General features: G+C 74.2%; 13 protein-coding genes. 6 read left to right on the top strand and 7 right to left on the bottom strand.

Annotated elements, in window-relative coordinates; genetic code table 11:
* Positions 1–64 precede the first annotated feature (64 nt).
* Positions 65–724, bottom strand: a complete 660-nt coding sequence (gene lexA, locus ACBJ32_RS43555) for a transcriptional repressor LexA (protein ID WP_375131807.1) — start codon at positions 722–724, stop codon at positions 65–67.
* Between the two features lie 152 nt (positions 725–876).
* Between lexA and ACBJ32_RS43550 the strand changes: the two genes are divergently transcribed.
* Both ACBJ32_RS43550 and ACBJ32_RS43545 read left to right on the top strand, forming a co-directional pair.
* Positions 877–2,523: a flavin-containing monooxygenase gene (locus ACBJ32_RS43550; RefSeq protein ID WP_375131806.1), complete on the top strand. Its 1,647-nt coding sequence runs from the start codon at positions 877–879 to the stop codon at positions 2,521–2,523.
* A 154-nt stretch (positions 2,524–2,677) separates the two neighbouring features.
* A complete protein-coding gene (locus ACBJ32_RS43545; RefSeq protein WP_375131805.1) occupies positions 2,678–5,011 on the top strand; it encodes an ExeM/NucH family extracellular endonuclease in 2,334 nt (777 codons plus the stop codon).
* 52 nt (positions 5,012–5,063) lie between these two features.
* Here ACBJ32_RS43545 and ACBJ32_RS43540 read toward each other — a convergent pair whose 3' ends face one another.
* The gene (locus ACBJ32_RS43540; protein ID WP_375131804.1) at positions 5,064–5,489 is read right to left on the bottom strand and encodes an organic hydroperoxide resistance protein; all 426 of its coding nucleotides are present in this window, start codon (positions 5,487–5,489) and stop codon (positions 5,064–5,066) included.
* Between the two features lie 92 nt (positions 5,490–5,581).
* Positions 5,582–7,204, bottom strand: a complete 1,623-nt coding sequence (locus ACBJ32_RS43535) for an ABC-F family ATP-binding cassette domain-containing protein (RefSeq protein WP_375131803.1) — start codon at positions 7,202–7,204, stop codon at positions 5,582–5,584.
* A gap of 282 nt (positions 7,205–7,486) precedes the next feature.
* Between ACBJ32_RS43535 and ACBJ32_RS43530 the strand changes: the two genes are divergently transcribed.
* Entirely contained in the window at positions 7,487–8,212 is a 726-nt protein-coding gene (locus ACBJ32_RS43530) for a GMC oxidoreductase (protein ID WP_375131802.1), read from the top strand.
* Here ACBJ32_RS43530 and ACBJ32_RS43525 read toward each other — a convergent pair.
* The 3 genes from ACBJ32_RS43525 to ACBJ32_RS43515 form a co-directional block, all read right to left on the bottom strand.
* Positions 8,202–8,879, bottom strand: a complete 678-nt coding sequence (locus ACBJ32_RS43525) for a cytochrome b/b6 domain-containing protein (RefSeq protein WP_375131801.1) — start codon at positions 8,877–8,879, stop codon at positions 8,202–8,204. The genes ACBJ32_RS43530 and ACBJ32_RS43525 overlap by 11 nt on opposite strands.
* Complete coding sequence (locus ACBJ32_RS43520; RefSeq protein WP_357878071.1) at positions 8,845–9,528, bottom strand: molybdopterin-dependent oxidoreductase; 684 nt, start codon at positions 9,526–9,528, stop codon at positions 8,845–8,847. The genes ACBJ32_RS43525 and ACBJ32_RS43520 overlap by 35 nt, the downstream gene beginning before the upstream one ends.
* Before the next feature lie 64 nt (positions 9,529–9,592).
* Positions 9,593–12,175, bottom strand: coding sequence for a BTAD domain-containing putative transcriptional regulator (locus ACBJ32_RS43515; protein ID WP_375131800.1), 2,583 nt, complete (start codon positions 12,173–12,175; stop codon positions 9,593–9,595).
* Between the two features lie 228 nt (positions 12,176–12,403).
* Here ACBJ32_RS43515 and ACBJ32_RS43510 point away from each other — a divergent pair, with 228 nt between their 5' ends.
* Entirely contained in the window at positions 12,404–13,180 is a 777-nt protein-coding gene (locus ACBJ32_RS43510) for a BTAD domain-containing putative transcriptional regulator (RefSeq protein ID WP_375131799.1), read from the top strand.
* Between the two features lie 36 nt (positions 13,181–13,216).
* Here ACBJ32_RS43510 and ACBJ32_RS43505 read toward each other — a convergent pair whose 3' ends face one another.
* Positions 13,217–16,369: a LuxR C-terminal-related transcriptional regulator gene (locus tag ACBJ32_RS43505; protein WP_375131798.1), complete on the bottom strand. Its 3,153-nt coding sequence runs from the start codon at positions 16,367–16,369 to the stop codon at positions 13,217–13,219.
* Between the two features lie 163 nt (positions 16,370–16,532).
* Between ACBJ32_RS43505 and ACBJ32_RS43500 the strand changes: the two genes are divergently transcribed.
* Positions 16,533–17,204, top strand: coding sequence for a hemerythrin domain-containing protein (locus tag ACBJ32_RS43500; RefSeq protein ID WP_375131797.1), 672 nt, complete (start codon positions 16,533–16,535; stop codon positions 17,202–17,204).
* Between the two features lie 7 nt (positions 17,205–17,211).
* On the top strand, positions 17,212–18,063 hold the full coding sequence (locus ACBJ32_RS43495; protein ID WP_375131796.1) for an LLM class flavin-dependent oxidoreductase: 852 nt from the start codon (positions 17,212–17,214) through the stop codon (positions 18,061–18,063).
* Positions 18,064–18,083 lie beyond the last annotated feature (20 nt).

The following is an 18,083-nucleotide window of genomic DNA, read 5'->3' as shown; positions in this document are numbered from 1 at the left end:
CCTTGCCCGCCGCCGCGCGCGGCCAACGGTCACGCGCCCCCGGGCGCCGCACGCGCGCCCGGCCTCAGACACTGCGCAGGACCGAGACCACGATGCCCAGCACCGCGGCCTCGTCGCCGTCGATGACGTCGTAGGCGGGGTTGCGCGGTTCGAGGAAGACGTGCCCGCCGCGCCGGCGGTACACCTTCACGGTGGCCTCGCCGTCGATCATCGCGGCGACGATCTGGCCGGAGTGCGCCTCGGGCTGCTGCCGGACCACGACGATGTCGCCGTCGCAGATCGCGGCGTCGATCATCGAGTCGCCCCGCACCCGGAGGGCGAACACGGTGCCCCGCCCGGTCAGGTCGCGGGGCAGGGTCAGCGCCTCGTCCAGATGCTCGTCCGCGAGGATCGGGGTGCCCGCGGCGATGTCGCCGACCACGGGCACGCTCACCAGGTCACCGGCCGGCTCCGGCGCCGCGGCCCGCAGGAACGGGCGCACGTCGATCGACCTGGTCACGGCGGTGCTCCGGCGCAGGAGGCCTCTCTCCTCCAGGCTCTTCAGGTGCTTCGACACCGACGAGGCCGACCTCAGCCCGACCGCGCGGCCGAGCTCGCGGGTGCTCGGCGGGTACCCGTACCGGGCCACCCAGTCCCGGATCGTGGCCAGGATCCGCTGCTGGCGCTGCGGCAGGGCCGAGAAGTCCACGTACTCGAACGCGTCATGATCGTCGTAGCTGGTCACCAGCGAAATGGTAGGCCCATCGCGGCACTTCGGGGTGGCGGGCGGTGCTCACCGCTCTCCCCCGGCGGCGGCGCACGCGCACGCGCTCTTGGCCGCCGGGCGCGGTCATGTCAGCGTTACGGTCACGGACCGCGCCGACAGGAGAGATCGCCATGGCCGAGGCCTCCATCGCCCCCGTGACCGCATCCGGCCCCGCGCCCGAGACCGGCGCGTCCTTCGACGCCGTCGTGATCGGCGCCGGGTTCTCCGGCATGTACATGCTGCACCGGCTGCGCGGCCTGGGCCTGACCGCCCGGGTGTACGAGGCCGGCGACGGCGTCGGCGGCACCTGGTACTGGAACAGGTATCCGGGCGCCCGCTGCGACGTGGAGAGCGTGGAGTACTGCTACTCCTTCTCCGAGGAGCTGCGGCAGGAGTGGGACTGGACCGAGCGGTACCCGTCCCAGCCCGAGATCCTGCGCTACGCCGAGCACGTCGCCGACCGGTTCGACCTGCGCCGCGACATGCGGTTCCGGACGCGGGTCACCCGCGCCGCCTACGACGAGGCCGCGTCGCGCTGGCGGGTGGAGACCGACCGCGGTGACCGGGTGACGGGCCGCTTCCTCATCACGGCCGTGGGCTGCCTCTCGGACGCCCGCGTCCCCGGCATCCCCGGCGCCGGCTCCTTCCGCGGCGACAGTCACCACACCGGGCGCTGGCCGCACGAGGAGGTGGACCTCGCGGGCAGGCGGGTCGCGGTCATCGGCACGGGTTCGTCCGGCATCCAGATCATCCCGGTCCTCGCCGAGCGGGCCGCGCAGGTGACGGTCTTCCAGCGGACGCCCAACTTCACCATCCCGGCGTGGAACCGGCCGCTCGATCCCGGGTACGCCCGCTGGGTGAAGGACAACCACGCCGAGATCCGCCGTTCGATGCGCGACTCCCTGTTCGGCATCGCGGCGCCGTTCAACACCGGCTCGGCGCTGGCGGCGTCGGAGCAGGAGCGGCTGGCGGAGCTGGAGGCGCGCTGGGCCCACGGCGGGCCGGGCTTCCTCGGCGCCTTCGGTGACACGGCGGTGGACCCGCGGGCGAACGAGCTTGTGGCCGAGTTCGTCCGGGAGAAGATCCGCCAGACCGTCGAGGACCCGCGGGTGGCCGAGCTGCTGTCGCCCCGCGACCACCCGATCGGCACCAAGCGCCCGTGCTTCGACACCGACTACTACGCCACCTTCAACCGGCCGAACGTGCGGCTCGTGGACGTCCGGACGACCCCGATCGAGGAGATCACGCAGACCGGGCTGCGCACCGCCGAGGCGACGTACGAGGTGGACACCATCGTCTACGCCACCGGCTACGACGCGCTGACCGGCCCGCTGCTCGCCATCGACATCACGGGGAGGGGCGGCACGGCGCTGCGCGAGAAGTGGGCGGCCGGGCCCCGCACGTACCTGGGCCTGATGACCGCCGGCTTCCCCAACCTGTTCACCATCACGGGGCCGGGCAGCCCGTCGGTGCTCAGCAACATGTTCGTCTCCATCGAGCAGCACGTGGACTGGATCGCCGGCTGCCTGCGGCACCTGGCCGGGACGGGCGCGACCGTCATCGAGGCCGATCCCGGCGCCGAGGACGCCTGGACGCGGCACGTCGGCGAGGTGGCGGCGCAGACGCTCTTCCCGCGGGCCGACTCCTGGTACCTGGGCGCGAACATCCCCGGCAAGCCCCGGGTCTTCCTGCCCTATCCCGGCGGCGTCGGCGCCTACCGCGTCATCTGCGACGAGGTCGCGGCCAAGGGGTACGAGGGCTTCGTGCTGTCACCCTGACAGCCCTGGGGGGAGGCTCGCGTCGGCTTCGCATCGTGCGAAGCCGACACATCCGCGCCCCTGAATGGACACGAAGTGTCAATGTTCAAGATTTCACGGCACGTCCACGCCTAATACAGGGTTTTTCACCGTATGTCGGTTTACGCTCCCCGGCATGCGTGTTAAGTCCCGGGTCCCGGCGATCCTCGTCGCGGCCGGCGTCGCCGCCGGCTCGATCGCCGCCCTGTCCTCACCCTCCGTGGCCGCCGCGGCGCCAGGCACCGTGGTCATCAGCCAGGTCTACGGCGGGGGCGGCAACTCCGGCGCCCCCTTCTCCAACGACTTCGTCGAGCTGTTCAACCGCAGCGCCGCCCCCGTGTCGCTGGACGGCTGGTCCGTGCAGTACACCAGCGCCGGCGGCACCGGGAACTTCGCCGCCAACAGGGCCGCCCTGTCCGGCACCCTGGCGCCGGGCCAGTACCACCTCGTCCAGCTCGCCGCGGGCACCACGCCCAGCGGAGCGCTGCCCCAGCCCGACAGCGCCGGCTCGATCAACATGAGCGGCACCGCGGGCAAGGTGGCGCTGGTCCGCTCGGCCGAGGGCCTGGCCTGCAACGGCTCCTCCACCCCCTGCTCCGAGGACCAGCTCGGGCAGCTCGCCGACCTCGTCGGGTACGGCACCGCGAACTTCTCCGAGGGCACCGCCGCCCCCGCGCTCACCAACGCCACCGGCGGGTTCCGCAAGAGCGGCGGCTGCGCCGACACCGACGACAACGGCGCCGACTTCGAGACCGCGGCCCCGGCGCCGCGCAACAGCGCCACCACCCCGGCCCCCTGCGGCGACGGCGAGCCGACCCCCACGCCCACGCCGACCCCGACCGAGAGCTGCGACACCCCGGCCACGCACCAGATCCCCCAGGTGCAGGGCAGCGGCGACGCCAGCCCGGTCGCCGGCCAGAACGTCCGGGTCGAGGGCGTCGTGACCGGCTCCTTCCAGGGCGCCGGCGGCCTCGGCGGCTTCTACCTCCAGTCCGCCCGGCCGGACGCCGACCCGGCGACCTCCGAGGGCCTGTTCGTGTACTCCTCCTCGCCGGTCAAGGCCGGTGACCGGGTGCTCGTCTCCGGCAAGGCGATCGAGTACAACGGCCTGACCGAGATCTCGCCGGCCACCACGGTGAACGTCTGCGGCACCGGCACGGTCAGGCGCACCGAGCTCGACCTGCCGCTCAGGAAGGGCCTCACCTTCGAGCGTTACGAGGGCATGCTCGTCACCTTCGACGACGACCTCGCGATCTCCGAGACCTACAACCTGGCCCGGTTCGGCGAGCTCCTCCTCGCCGAGGACGAGCGGCTGTACCAGCCGACCGACCGCGACGGCGTGGACCCCGGCAGGGACGCTCGGCGCAGGATCCTGCTCGACGACGGCTCGAACGCGCAGAACCCGGCCACGCTGCCGTACCACACCCAGGGCTGGAACACCGTCCGCCTCGGTGACGAGGTGCGGGACCTGACCGGCATCCTCACCTACGGCTTCGACGTCTACCGCGTCCAGCCGACCGAGCCCGTGGTCTTCCGCGCGAAGAACCCGCGCCCCGCCCGCCCCGAGCGGGTCGGCGGCGACGTCCGGGTGGCCGGCCTCAACACGCTCAACTGGTTCACCACGCTCGGCTCGCGCGGCGCCACCACCGCCGAGGAGCGGGACCGCCAGCTCGCCAAGCTGGTCGCCAACATCACCACGCTCGACCCCGCCGTGGCCGGGCTGATGGAGGTCGAGCGCAACGGCGACGTGGCGCTCAACGCCCTGGTGGACGCGCTCAACGCCAAGGCCGGCGCGGGCACGTACCAGGCGATCTCGCACCCCAACCCGGGCACCGACCTCATCCAGACCGCGCTGATCTACCAGCCGGCCAAGGTCACCCCGATCGGCCCGGCGCGCTCCTCCGCCGACCCGATCTTCAACCGGCCGCCGCTGGTGCAGACGTTCGGCAAGGCCAGGGGGCACGGCAGGACGTTCACCGTGCTGGTGAACCACTTCAAGTCCAAGGGCTGCACCGACGCGGACGGCCCGGCCACCGGCGCGGACGCCGACCAGGGTGACGGGCAGAGCTGCTACAACGCCAAGCGCGTCAAGCAGGCCCAGGCCGTGCTGTCCCTGATCGGCGAGCTGAAGCTGAAGAACGCGCTCGTCCTCGGCGACATCAACGCCTACGGCGAGGAGGACCCGATCCACACCTTCGAGAACGCCGGGCTGACCAGCCTGAGCAAGAAGTACGTGGAGGAGGACGAGCGTTACAGCTACGTCTTCGAGGGCCTGTCCGGCGAGCTCGACCACGTGCTGGCCGACAAGGGCGCCCGCAAGCTGGTGACGGGCGCGACCATCTGGCACGTCAACTCCGACGAGGGCCGGTTCATGGACTACAACACCGAGTACAACCCGCCCTACCTGTACGCGCCCGACCCCTTCCGCTCCTCCGACCACGACCCGCTGCTGGTGGGTCTGCGGCTCTGAGAACACGCACACCGGCCGCGGCGGAGCTTCACTCCGCCGCGGCCGGCGCGTGTCAGACGGCCTTCGCGTCGATGGTGACCGGGATGTTGCCGCGGGTCGCCTTGGAGTACGGGCAGAGCTGGTGGGCCGCCGCGCCCAGCTCCTCGGCCGTCTGCTGGTCCACGCCGCCGAGCTCCAGGTTGAGCACGGCGCTGAGGCCGAACTCGCCGTCGTCGCCGTGGTTCAGGGTCGCCTCGACCGTGATGGCGGTGCTCTTCAGCGTGACCTTGCGCTGGGCCGCCGCCCTCCTGACCGCACCGAGGAAGCAGGCGCCCCAGCCCGCGGCGAAGAGCTGCTCGGGATTGGTGGCCCCGCCCGCGCCCCCGAACTCCTTCGGGATGGCGAGCGTGGTGTCGAGCATGCCGTCATCGGCCTGGACGCGCCCGCCGTTCCTGCCCTCTCCCGTGACGGTGACGACCCCGGTGTAGCTGACAGCCATGGCTGTATCCCTTCTGAGCGGGTACGCCGGGAAGCACCTTTCGCGTCACCGGCTTAACTGGTGACGATATTGGCAACCCGAGGCGTCACCTGTCAAGCCGGTGACGGACCGGTCTCCAGCAGGCGGCCGTCCGACAGCTCCAGCCACCGCTCGACCCCGATCTCCGCCAGGAACCGTTCGTCGTGGCTGACCACCACGAACGCCCCCTCGTACGCCGCCAGCGCGCTCTCCAGCTGGGCCACGCTGACCAGGTCGAGGTTGTTGGTCGGCTCGTCCAGCAGCAGCAACTGGGGCGCGGGCTCGGCGCACAACACGCACGCCAGCGTCGCCCGCAGGCGCTCCCCGCCGGACAGCACGCCCACGGGCAGGTGCGCCCGCGGGCCCCGGAACAGGAAGCGGGCCAGCAGGTTCATCCGCTCGGCCGAGGCCATGCCGGGAGCCGCCTGCGCCAGGTTCTCGGCCACGGTGCGGTCCAGGTCGAGCAGGTCCAGCCGCTGCGACAGGTAGGCCACCCGGCCGTCGGCCCGGCGGGTGGTGCCGCCGTCCAGCTCCAGGTCGCCGCTGATCAGCCGCAGCAGGGTGGACTTGCCGGCGCCGTTGGGGCCGGTCAGCGCGATGCGCTCGGGCCCGCGCACGGTCAGGTCCACGCCCGGCCCGGCGAACAGGCCGCGCGCCTGCAGGCGCTCGCCGTGGAAGACCGTGCGCCCGGCCGGCACGTGCGTGCCGGGCAGCTCCAGCGCGATCTTCTGATCGTCGCGCAGCGCCCGCCCGGCCTCGTCGAGCCGCGCCTTGGCGTCGCTGACCCGGGAGGCGTGCAGCTGCCCGGCCCGGCCGGCCGACTCCTGCGCGCCGCGCTTCATGTTGCCGGCGAAGATGCGCGGCAGCCCGGCGTTCTTCAGGTTGCGGGCCGCGTTGCTCGCCCGGCGATCGGCCCGCTCGCGGGCCTGCTGCATCTCCCGCTTCTCGCGCTTGAGCTCCTGCTCGGCGCTGCGCACGTCACGTTCTGCGGCCTCCTGCTCGACGCGCACGGCCTCCTCGTAGGCGGTGTAGCCGCCGCCGTAGAAGCGCAGCTCGCCGCGGTCGAGCTCGGCGATGCGGTCCATCCGGTCGAGCAGGGCGCGGTCGTGGCTGACCACCAGCAGGCAACCGTTCCAGTCGCCGAGCAGGTCGTGCAGGCGGCGCCGGGCCGCCAGGTCGAGGTTGTTGGTCGGCTCGTCCAGCACCAGCACGTCGGGCCGCTTGAGCAGCTGCGCGGCCAGGCCGAGCGAGACGACCTGGCCGCCGCTCAGCGTACCGAGCGTGCGGTCGAAGGCGAGCCCTGCCAGGCCGAGCCGGTCGAGCTGGGCGCGGGTGCGCTCCTCGATGTCCCAGTCGGTGCCGATGGTGGTGAAGTGCTCCTCGGCGGCGTCGCCGGACTCGATGGCGTCCAGCGCGGCGATCACCGGGGCGATGCCCAGCACCTCGGCCACGGTCAGGTCCTGGGCGAGGGGCAGGCTCTGCGGCAGGTAGCCGAGCACGCCCTTGACCGACACGTCGCCGCTCGACGGCCGCAGCTCGCCGGCGATCAGCTTGAGCAGCGTGCTCTTGCCGGCGCCGTTCGGCGCGACCAGACCGGTACGGCCGCCGCCCACGCTGAAGGACAGGCCGGTGAAGACGGGAGTGTCGTCGGGCCAGGAGAAGGAGAGCCCGGAGCAGATGACGAATGCGTCAGACATGTGACATACCTCTGAAAGGTGACCCGGGCATGCGAGAAGAAGGCCCGGCGGGGAAACAGGAACGAGGGAACGACGACCTGGGCCACACCGGCGACGGTCTTCACGCGTCGGCCGGGGCCGGGGTCAACCTCCGGTATCACCCGGAGATGTCGTCGTCGCCTGCCATGTCTGGTCTCCTAGCTGTCACGAATGTGCGCCTTTCACCCTAGCACCCGCCGAAAACTGGTCATTCCGCATCACCCGTTTGACAGGTGACGCATCTTCTCGTCACCATCTGAACAGGTGACGCATGGAAGGCGGGCGGCTGTGGAGTACGACTACGTGGTGGTGGGCGCGGGCGTCGCCGTCGCGCACGACCTGCCCGGGGTCGGCTCGGACCTGCAGGACCACGTCACGGCCGGGCTGGTCTACACCCCCGCCCGCTCCCTGCTCGCCCCCAGGAACGGCCACGGGCAGGCGCTCGGCCTGCTGCGCGGCCCGCACGCGCAGGACGGGCCCGACCTGCAGATCACCTTCCTGGACGTGCCGCGCCACTCCCCCGCGCACGGCGGCCCGCGCCAGGGTTACACGATCCGCGTGTCCCTGGTGCGCCCGCGCAGCCGCGGCACCGTACGCCTGGCCTCCTGCTCGCCCGCCGGCCCGCCCGCCGTCGACCCCCGCCCCTACTCCGACCCGCGCGACCTAGCCACGATGGTCGCCGGCCTGCGGGGCGCCAGGGAGATCGGCGGGGCACGCGCCCTGGACGGCTGGCGCGGCGGCGAGGTGCTGCCCGGCGCCGACGTGCGCGACACCAGGGCCCTGCGGGCGTACCTGCGCGCGGGCCCCGACGCCTCCGGTCACCACGCCGGCACCTGCGCGATCGGCACCGTGGTGGACGAGGAGCTGCGCGTCCTCGGCCTCGACGGCCTGCGCGTGGCCGACGCCTCGGTCATGCCGTCGATCGTGTCCGGCGACCCCGCCGCCGCCGTATACGGCATCGCGGAGCGCGCCGCCGAGCTCATCGCCTGACACGCGCCGCCTCCTCCTCGGCCCACTGGGGATGGTGCTTCCTGGCCCATCCCCACGTCACCGACCCCGAGCGCATCCCGCGCCGCGCCTCCGGATCCCGGTAGGCCAGCCGGATGTGACCGAGCACGACGACGGCGATGGCCAGCGCCGTCACGTCGTGCACGAAGATCGCGCTCGTCCGCGAGATCCACGGCAGCGCCCCGGTGAACCACATCAGCAGCCCCGTGAACGCCATCACCGGCACGGCCCCGGCGATCCAGCCCGCCCAGATCTTCTGCCCGGCGTTGAACTTGCCGGCCGGGCGCGGACCCGGCGTGCCCCTGCGGGCCGCGCGCAGCCACTGCCGGTCGTACGGGGCCAGCCGGTTGAGCCGGCGCAGGTCCGCGCGGAACGACCGGGCGGCCAGCCCGAGCAGGAACGGCGCGGGCAGCAGCAGCCCCGACCACTCGTGCACGACGACCAGCAGGTGGCGGCGGCCGACGAGCTGGGCCAGCGGCGCGAAGTAGAGGAACGCCGCCGACCCCGCGCACAGCAGCATGAGCGCGGCCGTGGCACGGTGGACCAGGCGCTCGGCGCGGGTGAAGCGCCGCAGCCGCCCGGACGCTCCGGCCGAGCCGGAACGCCGCGGCCTGTCAGGCGCTCCGGTCGAGCCAGCCGTCGACGTCATAGCCGTACTCCTCCCAATATCCCGGGACGACCTTCTCGGTGACGGAGATGCCGGACAGCCACTTGGCGGACTTGTAGAAGTACATCGGGGCGACGTACAGCCGCACCGGGCCGCCGCGCTCGTGGGTGAGCGGCTTGTCCTGCATGTCCAGGGCCACCACCACGTCGGAGCGGCGCGCCTGGTCGAGCGTGAGGCTCTCGGTGTAGACGCCGTCGAAGCAGGTGAAGCGGAGCGCCGTGCCTTCCGGGCGCACGCCCGCCAGGTCGAGCAGGTGCGCGAGCGACACGCCGGTGAACGGGGTGCGCGGCACCCGCCAGCCGTCCGTGCACTCGACGTCGCCGACGACCCGGGTCTGCGGCATGGCGCGCAGCTCGTCCAGCGTGTACGTGATGGGCCGCTCGACGAGGCCGCCGATCCGCAGCCGGTAGTCGGCCGCGGTCTTCTCCGGCACCGAGCCCGCCACGCTGAAGTAGCGGAAGCCGCCCGGGCCGGGCAGCAGCCCGGTCGGGTCGGTCGCGGCGAGCCGTTCCCAGCCGTTCTGCACGAGAGGGGCGGCGGCGAGGGCGGCGGCGCCCGCGCCGAGCATCGAGAGCATCGTCCGGCGCGCGATCGGCGGGCCGCTCTCCTTCGGGTGTCGTTGATCGGTCACGCCTGCGATTCGAGCAGCCGCGGCCTGCTCCCGTGAGGAAGGACCGGTTCCGGTAATACTTCCGTCAGCCTTGCTCCGCACGGGACACCTCCTGGCGCAGGAACAGGCCTCGCTCCGCCCACAGCTCCTCGTCCAGATGGTGGTCACGCCACACCTCCGGCGGATCGGCCAGCCAGTCGTGGCCGAAGATCGCGTACGGGTGGCCCGCGCCCGCGTGCGTCAGCTCGTACTGGCCCAGGTACTCCATCAACGGCCGCCACAGCGGCCCGTTGGCGACGATCAGGTACGAGGCCGCCAGCCCCGGCTCGTGCAGCCAGCGGCGCAGCATCCACGCCTGGAACACGTCCGTGATGGGGGACGGCTTGGCCTCGTAGGCGGGGCAGATCAGATGCCGGGCGATCCCGACGTGCCCGTCCGGGGGCAACGCCGTGCGCCGGCTCACGTCGTGCCAGATCTCCCCGACGACGGGGTCGGCGTCCAGCTCCTCCTGCTCGGGGCGGCGCAGCGTCAGCCAGCTCATGAAGGCCCGCAGCCGGCCGCTCCCACGGGAGCGGAGCAGGGTGAACGCCTCCGGCCTGCGGTCCAGCCAGAACCGGACGGACGCGGCCGTGACCTCGCCCTGCGACTCGCGCGCCATGGCGACGACCTCGTCGTGGTCGTCCGGGGTCACCGCGCACGCGCGCACGTCCTCCTCGCCCACCTGCGACACGTACCGGCCCAGGACTCCGCCGCGCCGGCGCAGCCGGCTGATCGTGCGCATCACCGCCACGCTCGCGTGCGGGTCGCGGGCGCCGCGCAGCAGCTCGTCCATGACGTGGTGGCGGATCGCGCGGTGCATCCGCTCGTAGCCGGCGGGGTCGCGCCAGCGCAGGTGGTGGTCGAGGGCCTCGCGCAGCACGCCGCCCACCTCCAGGCCGCGGGCCGCGGTCTCGACGTACGGCTGGGCCCTGAGCCAGTCGAACAGCTCCGCCGCCCGGCCGCCCGGCAGCACCGCGGCGAGCAGGTCCTCCGTGGTGTGGCGGGCGTGCGCGCACACGTGCAGCGCCCACCGGTGCGGGTCCGACGGCACGTCGCCGGCCAGCAGCGCGAGCACGCCGTCGACCACGTGCCGGGCCGCCTCGCGGCGCGACGGCTGTCCCGTGGCCGACATGCTCCTGCCGACCTCGGCGGCCAGTGACAGGGCGAAGGGGTGGCCGGCGGCGAAGTCCGCGATGGACCCGCGCAGGCCGGGCTCGACGCCGCGGGCTTCGAGCAGCGCGGCCGACTCCGCGGCGGTGAGGGCTTCGAGATGCCTGATCACGATCGCTCCCGACCAGGCCGGATCCGTGAGCCAGGCGGCGCTCGGCCCGCTCCTGCCCGCCACCACGACGGCCGTGTCCGCGGGCAGGCGCCTGAGGTAGTCGTCGCGCAGCCACGCCTCGAGCCCGGCCAGCTCCTCGAAGGCGTCGACGAGCAGGACCGGGCCCGCCGCCCCGGCCAGCTCCTCCGCGAACCGTTCGAGGCGCTCGCGGGGTCCGGCGGACGGGCCCGGGGGACGTGCCGGCCGGCCCTCGGCGGAGGCGTTCAGGCCTACCGGCCGGCCCTCGGCGCTCGCGTGCAGGTGCCGTACCTGGCGGCCCTCGGCGGTGGCGTCCTCGGCCAGCTGCTGCAGCAGCGCCGACTTGCCGATGCCCGCCGGCCCGCGGACGAAGAGCACCCCGGGGCGGCCCTGCGCCAGCAGGTCCAGGAAGGCGGCGCGTTCGGTGGCACGGCCGACGAACCGCGCCGCGGCGGGCCCCGCGGACGGCCCCCGCGGGCCGGGCCGCCCCACCCACAGCACGGGTGGCGCGGGTGACACGGACGCCGTCGGGGAGGGGAACGGCGCGGGCGCGGGCGCGGGCTCGTCGCCCGGGTCCGCCTCGGCGCGCAGGATCCTGTCGTGGACGGCACGCAGCCGGGGCCCCGGGCTGACGCCCAGCTCCTTGCCCAGCAGGTCGTAGACCATCCGGTAGACCTCGAGCGCCTCCGCCCGGCGACCGCCGCGGTACAGGGCGAGCAGGTAGATCTCGTACAGCGGCTCTTCGAGCCGGTTCCGCTCGATGAGCAGTGGCACCTCGGCCGCCACCTCGGCGTGCTCGCCGCGCTCCAGCCGCAGCCGCAGCAGTTCCTGGACGGCGACCAGCCGCAGCCGCTCCAGCCGGAACCGCTCGCGTTCGGCCGCGTCACCGGGAACCCCGGCCAGCGCCGTGCCCGTCCAGAGGGCCAGCGCCTGCTCCAGCAGCTTCACGGCCGCCGGGACCTGCCCGCCCTCGCGCTCCAGCCTGGCCGCTTCGAGCATGTCGGCGAACTCGATGGCGTCCACCGCGAACAGCTCGGGGTCGAGCATGTAACCGCCGGACCTGGAGCTGATCACCGCGTCCAGCCCGTGCGCGGACAGCAGCCGCCTGATGCGGGAGATATACGTCCTGACGACGGCCTCGCCGGTGGCCGGCGCGTGCTCGCCCCACAGGCCGTCGATCACCTCGCCGATCCGTACGAAGCTGCCGCTGTTGGCCAGCAGCAGCATCAGGACGGCCTGCTGCTGGGGCGTGCCGAGGTCCAGGCGGGTGTCACCGCAGGCGAGGCCGGGAGGTCCGAGGATGGTGAACCTGCAGGGAGGCGGAAGCATGTCCCCGAAGGTAGGTTCGGCCGGATCCGCGCCGCGAGCGTCAGATGACTGCGTCTGTGTACGTCACGTGTACGTCCCGCAGGGCCCGGCCCGCGACCGAGACCTTACAGACTGCGGACAAGCCCGGCAATACGCCAAAACCACGACGCGGCGTCAGTAGGGTCTGTCAGAGATGCCCTCCGGGGCATCGACGACGAAGCACGCGAGGCAAGAGGTGGGGGAACCTCGATGGGCGGGGTGAGTTTCGGGCTGCTGGGCCCGATCAGCGTCTGGAGCGGCGGGGAGGAACTGGACGCGGGGTCCCCGCAACAGCGCGGGGTGCTCGCCCTGCTGCTGCTCGGCGAGGGGCGCCAGGTCTCGATCGACGAGATCGTCAGCGCGTTGTGGGGTGGCCGGGCGCCGCGCAGCGCCGTCGTGAGCACCCGCACGTACGTCTCGCGCCTGCGCCGGGTGCTGGCCGACGGCGGGGGCGCCGGGCTGGGCACCGAGGCGGAGATCAGGTCGGCGGGCGGCGGCTACCAGCTCGTCGTGGACCCCGGCGCGGTGGACGTGACGGTGTTCCGCCAGACCACCGCCGCCGCGCGCCGGGCCCGGGAGCGGGGCAACGTCGCGGAGGCCGCCCGGCTGCTGCGCGGCGCGCTGGCGCTGTGGCGCGGACCGGCGTTCGACGGGCTGGGCGGGGCCTTCTTCGAGGGCCGGCGTACCTGGCTGGAGCAGTTGCGCGCCTCCGCCATGGAGGAGCGCTGGGCGCTCGACATCGAGCGGGGCGACGGCGGCTCGGCGATCGCCGAGCTGACGCTCGCCACGGCGGCGGAGCCCTACCGCGAGCGGTTGTGGGAGCTGCTGATGTGGGCGCTCGACCGCGACGGCCGCCCGGCGGACGCGCTGGCGGCCTACCGCCGCATCGCCCGGTTGCTGGCCGACGACCTCGGCCTTGATCCTGGTCCCGGACTGCGCAGGATGTCCGCCCGCATCAGCATGTCGGCCGGCGCCTCACTGGTCTGACCGGCGAACCCCCGCCCCCCTGCTTCTTACTGCGCTTCACTCGTCCGGCCGGTAGGTCGTGAGCATCCGCGCGAGATCGGCCCGGGAGCTCACCCCGAGCTTGGGGAAGATCCGGTGCAGGTGGGTGCCGACGGTGCGGTGGGACAGGTAGAGCCGCTGCCCGATCTCCCGGTTCGTCAGCCCCTCGGCGGCCAGCTGGGCGATGCTCAGCTCGTGCGGGGTGAGCCGGTCCCACGCGTCCGGGTCCCGGGTCGGGCTGGACTCGCCCGCGCCGCGCAGCTCCCGCCGTGCCCGCTCGCCCCAGGCGGCCATGCCGAGCGCGTCGAAGGCCTCCCTGGCCGTACGCAGGTGCATGCGGGACTCCACGGCCCGGCGCCGGCGGCGCAGCCACTCGCCGAACGCCAGGTGCAGCCGCGCCCGCTCGGCGGGCCACCCGGACAGGTCCGCCCGCAACGCGGCCGCGTACAGCTCCTCCGCCTCCTCGTTCGGGGCGAGCACGGCGCGCGCGTACCGCAAGCCGATGTGCAGCGCGGGTGACGGCGCCGACGCGGCCAGCGGCTCCAGGCCGCGCAGCACGTCCCGCATGGCGGCGGCCCGCCCGGCCCGCAGCGCGGCCTCGGTGAGCTCGGCGAGGAAGTAGGCGCGCAGGGCGAACTGGTAGGCGGGGTCGGTGGGGTCGAGGATCCGGCTCAGGTCGGCGAACGCGTCGTCGAAGCGCCCCTCGCTCATGGCCGCGAGGCCGCGGGCGAGCTGCACGGTGGCCAGCACCGGCCGGGCGCCGGCGGGCAGCGCGACCCGCTCGGCCTCGTCGGCCAGGGCCCGGGCCTGCTCGTTCTCGCCCCGCAGCGCGGCGATCTCGGCTTGGACGGCCGTCGCCAGCCCGTACATGAACGGCTGGCCGGTCTCGTCGGCGAGCCTGGCGGCCTCCTCCGCGGCGGGGACGGCCGTGGCCAGGTCGCCGAGCCTGGTCAGGCTCCACGCCTGGACGGCCAGCGCCCTGGGGAGCAGCCCCAGCCTGCCCTGGGCGCGCAGTCCTGGCGCGGCCACCGAGGAAAGGCGGCCTGCCAGGTCGAACGCCCCGATCTGGAGGGCCGCGCTGCCGAGGTAACGGTCCACCTCGGGGTCGGCGCCGGCGGCTCCGGCCAGCTCGCGCAGCCCGCCGAGCACGGTGGCGCCCCGCTCGAACGGCGCCGCGTACGCGGCGATCGCGACCATGCGCGGATCGCCGGCGGGCAGCGGCAGCCCGTCGGCCACGCTCAGCACCAGGCGGCGGGCGTCCTGACCCGGCTCCGACCAGAAGCAGCGCATGGCGGCGCCCCACAGGATCCGGACGGCCGGCTCGACGTGCCCTTCCGCGGCGATCGACGCGGCCAGCCCGGCCAGCTCGGACACCCGGGAGACGTCCTCGCGCACCCCGTCCTCGAAGCCGCTGAGCAGCCAGGCGGCGGTGGCGCGCCGGCGCGGGGACAGGTCCAGCTCTCGCGCGTCGCGCACCAGGCGCTCGGCCGTGGCGCGGCTGCCGGACTCGACCGCGAGCTCGGCCGCGCGCAGCAGCCTGAGCGCCTTGCCCTCGCGCTCCTCGCTCAGCCGGGCCGCCTGATCCAGCGCCGCCACCGCGGCGGCCACCGCGCCCCGGCGCAGCGCCTGGGCGGCGGCCCGATCCAGCTCGGCCGCCACCTCCTCGTCGGGCCCGGCCGTCGCGGCGGCCCGGTGCCAGGCCCGCCGGTCGGGGTGCTCGCGCAGCGTCTCGGCCAGGGCCAGGTGGGCCCGCCCGCGCTCGGCGAGCGCCGCGGCCGCGGGGATGGCCGAGCGCATCAGCGGATGGCGGAACCTGACCGCGCCGGCGGCGACCTCGACCAGCCGGGCCTCGACGGCCGGCCCGAAGATCTCCAGCCCGGCCTCCTCCCCGGAGACCGGACCGGCCCCCGCCCCCGCCCCCGGCTGCGGCTGCGGCTGCGGCTGCGGCTGCGGCTGCGGCTGCGGCTGCGTGCCCACGATCGGGCCAGTGTCCTCGGTCGGGCCGGTGTCCCCGATCGGGCCGGTGTCCCCGATCGTTCCCGAGCGCAGGAGCAGGCGCGTGGCTGCGAGCGTCTCCGCTGCCGACTCGCTCTCGTTGAGCGCCGCGACCAGCAGGGCGGTACGCGTCGGCATCGGCAGGGCGGCGACCCGGGCGGTGAACGCGCGCTCGAGGCGCTCGCCCAGCGGCGCCGGCGAGTCGAGGCCGCCGCCCTGATCCGCCGTGGCCGCAGGCAGCTCGATCAGCGCCAGCGGGTTCCCGGCGGCCTGCTCCAGGATCCGCTCCCTGAGCGCCGGGGCGAGGCCGGGGGCGGTCGAGTCGAGCAGCTCGGCGGCGGCCTCTCCGGAGAGCCTGCCGATGGTCATCGCCGGCAGCCCCGCCTCCCGCAGGGGTGAGGGCTCACCCTCCCGCAGGGTCGCGACCATCACGATGGGCTCGGACCCGATCCGGCGCGCCACGAAGGCGAGGACGTCGGCGCTGGCGCGATCCAGCCAGTGCGCGTCCTCGGCGACGACCAGCAGCGGCCGGGCGGCGGCCACCTCGGCCAGCAGGGTCAGCGTGGCCAGCCCCACGAGGTAGACGCCGCCTCCGGCCGTACCGCCGAGGTGAGCACCCACTCCTGCACCGTCATCAGGGCCGGCACCGGGGCCGGCACCCTGCCCAGCGCCACCGCCAGGTCCCGCGCCCGATTCGGCCCCACCGCCGGGCTGGGGATTCAGTCCGGTCATGCCGCCGGGATGGGTACTGGGTTGGGCCGGACCGCCGGGATAGGTGTCGGATGCAGCCGGACCGCCGGGATAGGTGTCGGGGTCGGCCGGATCGCCGAGGCCCAGTGCGCTGCGCAGGGCGGCGCGCTGGCGGGCGGGCAGCGCGTCCACGCCCGCGCGGACCGGGTACAGCAACTGGTGCAACCCGGCGTAGGGGAGGTTCTGCTCGGCCGCCACGCCGGTCGTCGTGAGCACGCGCAGGCCGGCGGCCGACGCCGCCGACGCCGCGGCCGCCACCAAGGCGGACTTGCCGATGCCGGCCTCGCCCCGGATGAGGACGCCACTGCGCCCCCGGAGACCGCCGCGATCCGGCACGCCGTCACGGTCCTGGAGGCCACTGTCCCGGACGTCGTCGATGAGCCCGGCCAGGGCCTTCAGCTCGGCCTCCCGCCCGAAAAGCGGCATGGTGGTGCGACTCCTAACCTCGGCTGCGCGAGTCCTGGGGGACCATACCCGAACGGACGCGCCACGCTGCAACAGGACGTATACATCGCAGACAGCACACCCGCCCCGCACGCCGACCGTTCGTCAACGGAGTCTTCGCCCGCCGCTCCTACGCTGCCATGGCATGTCCACCAACACCGAGGCCGCGGCCGTCGTCGAGACCCGCCTCATCCACGCGTTCCACCGGCGCGCCACGACGCTGCTGTGCGAGGCCGCCGCCCGGCGCTCCGTCCCCCTCGCGGCGCTGGCCGAGCTGCGCGAGTTCCTCGTCAAGAACCTCCGGCACCACCACGAGACCGAGGACGACCTGCTCTGGCCGATGATCGCGGCGGTGGCGCCGGAGGTGGCGGCGCGCTTCGGCGTGCTGAGCGAGGAGCACGACGCGCTCGACGTCGCGCTCGACGCCCTCGCGGACGTGCCGATCGGCGAGGACGGCGACCGCCCCGGGTTCCAGCGGGCGGCCGAGGCCGTCCGGTTCCTGGTGCACCGGCATCTCGATCACGAGGAGCCGCTGTTGCTCCCCGCGCTGCGCACGCACGTCTCCCCGGAGGCGTGGACGGCGTTCTCGCGCGAGGTGGTGGCGACGTCGCCGACCGAGGCGGCGCATCTGGTCGTCGGGTTCCTCGACCAGGTCGGTACGCAGGAGGAGGTCGCGCTCGTCCTGGCCGGCCTGCCCGAGCCCGCGCGGCAGTTCGTGCCCGTGATGCGTGAGCAGGCGCACGCCGCCCTCGCGGTCCTGGAAGGCACAGCGAACACGGCGGGCACGACAGGCACAGCGAACACGGCGGAAGGCTGAGGTGGGCATGGCTCTCGGACTAGCGGTGCCCTTCACCGATCCGGCCGCCCTGGTGGCGTGGGCCCGGCGGGCGGACGCGGGCCCGTACGGCAGGATCGGCGTGCCGGACCGGATCGTGTACGACAATCCCGAGCCCATGGTGATGCTGGCCGCGATGGCGGCGGCGACCGAGCGGATCCGGGTGCAGTCGGAGGTGGTGCTCGCGCCGCTGCGCGACCCCGTGCTGCTGGCCAAGCAGAGCGCGACGCTCGACCGGTTGTCCGGCGGCCGGTTCTCCCTCGGCCTCGCGGTCGGCGCGCGGGAGGACGACTTCCTGGCCGTGGGCGCCGACCATGCCTCGCGGGGACGGCGGCTGGACGAGCAGCTCGCGACCATGCGCCGGGTCTGGGCGGGCGAGCCGGTCGCGCCCGGTCTCGGCCCCGTCGGCCCCGTCCCGCTGCGCGCGGGCGGCCCCGAGCTGCTCTTCGGCGGGTTCGCGCCGCGGGCGCTGGCCCGCGTCGCCCGCTGGGGTGGCGGCTACGTCTGCCCGGCCCCGCCTGAGCATGCGCGAGGGCTGTTCGAGCTGGTCAGGCGGCAGTGGAAGGACGCGGGACGGGCGGGCGAGCCGCTGCTGGTCGCCCAGGTGAACGTGGCGCTGGGGCCGGAGTCCACCGTGGCGGGGTCGCGGGAGGCGCTGCTGCGTTACTACGGGTTCGCGCCGGAGCTCGCCGCCCAGTCGGTACGGGCGATGGCGACCACGGCCGCCGAGATCCGGGACGCCGTGGCCGCGTACCGGGAGCTCGGCGCGCACGAGGTCATGCTGAGCTGCTGGTCCGACGACATCGCGCAGATCGACCGCCTGGCGGACCTGCTGTCATGACCGTTTCGGGGGGATCGGCG

The sequence above is a fragment of the Nonomuraea sp. GTA35 genome, assembly GCF_041950525.1.
Classification (GTDB): domain Bacteria; phylum Actinomycetota; class Actinomycetes; order Streptosporangiales; family Streptosporangiaceae; genus Nonomuraea.
Note: the sequence above shows the minus strand (reverse complement) of the source record. Positions and strands in the feature narration are given on the sequence as shown.

Bases quoted from the DNA above. Each gene is read 5' to 3' on its own strand.
- ACBJ32_RS43550 (WP_375131806.1), top strand. From the start codon at position 877: ATGGCCGAGGCCTCCATCGCCCCCGTGACCGCATCCGGCCCCGCGCCC.
- ACBJ32_RS43545 (WP_375131805.1), top strand. From the start codon at position 2,678: ATGCGTGTTAAGTCCCGGGTCCCGGCGATCCTCGTCGCGGCCGGCGTC.
- ACBJ32_RS43540 (WP_375131804.1), bottom strand. From the start codon at position 5,489: ATGGCTGTCAGCTACACCGGGGTCGTCACCGTCACGGGAGAGGGCAGG.
- ACBJ32_RS43535 (WP_375131803.1), bottom strand. From the start codon at position 7,204: ATGTCTGACGCATTCGTCATCTGCTCCGGGCTCTCCTTCTCCTGGCCC.
- ACBJ32_RS43525 (WP_375131801.1), bottom strand. From the start codon at position 8,879: ATGACGTCGACGGCTGGCTCGACCGGAGCGCCTGACAGGCCGCGGCGT.
- ACBJ32_RS43515 (WP_375131800.1), bottom strand. From the start codon at position 12,175: ATGCTTCCGCCTCCCTGCAGGTTCACCATCCTCGGACCTCCCGGCCTC.
- ACBJ32_RS43510 (WP_375131799.1), top strand. From the start codon at position 12,404: ATGGGCGGGGTGAGTTTCGGGCTGCTGGGCCCGATCAGCGTCTGGAGC.
- ACBJ32_RS43505 (WP_375131798.1), bottom strand. From the start codon at position 16,369: ATGCCGCTTTTCGGGCGGGAGGCCGAGCTGAAGGCCCTGGCCGGGCTC.
- ACBJ32_RS43500 (WP_375131797.1), top strand. From the start codon at position 16,533: ATGTCCACCAACACCGAGGCCGCGGCCGTCGTCGAGACCCGCCTCATC.
- ACBJ32_RS43495 (WP_375131796.1), top strand. From the start codon at position 17,212: ATGGCTCTCGGACTAGCGGTGCCCTTCACCGATCCGGCCGCCCTGGTG.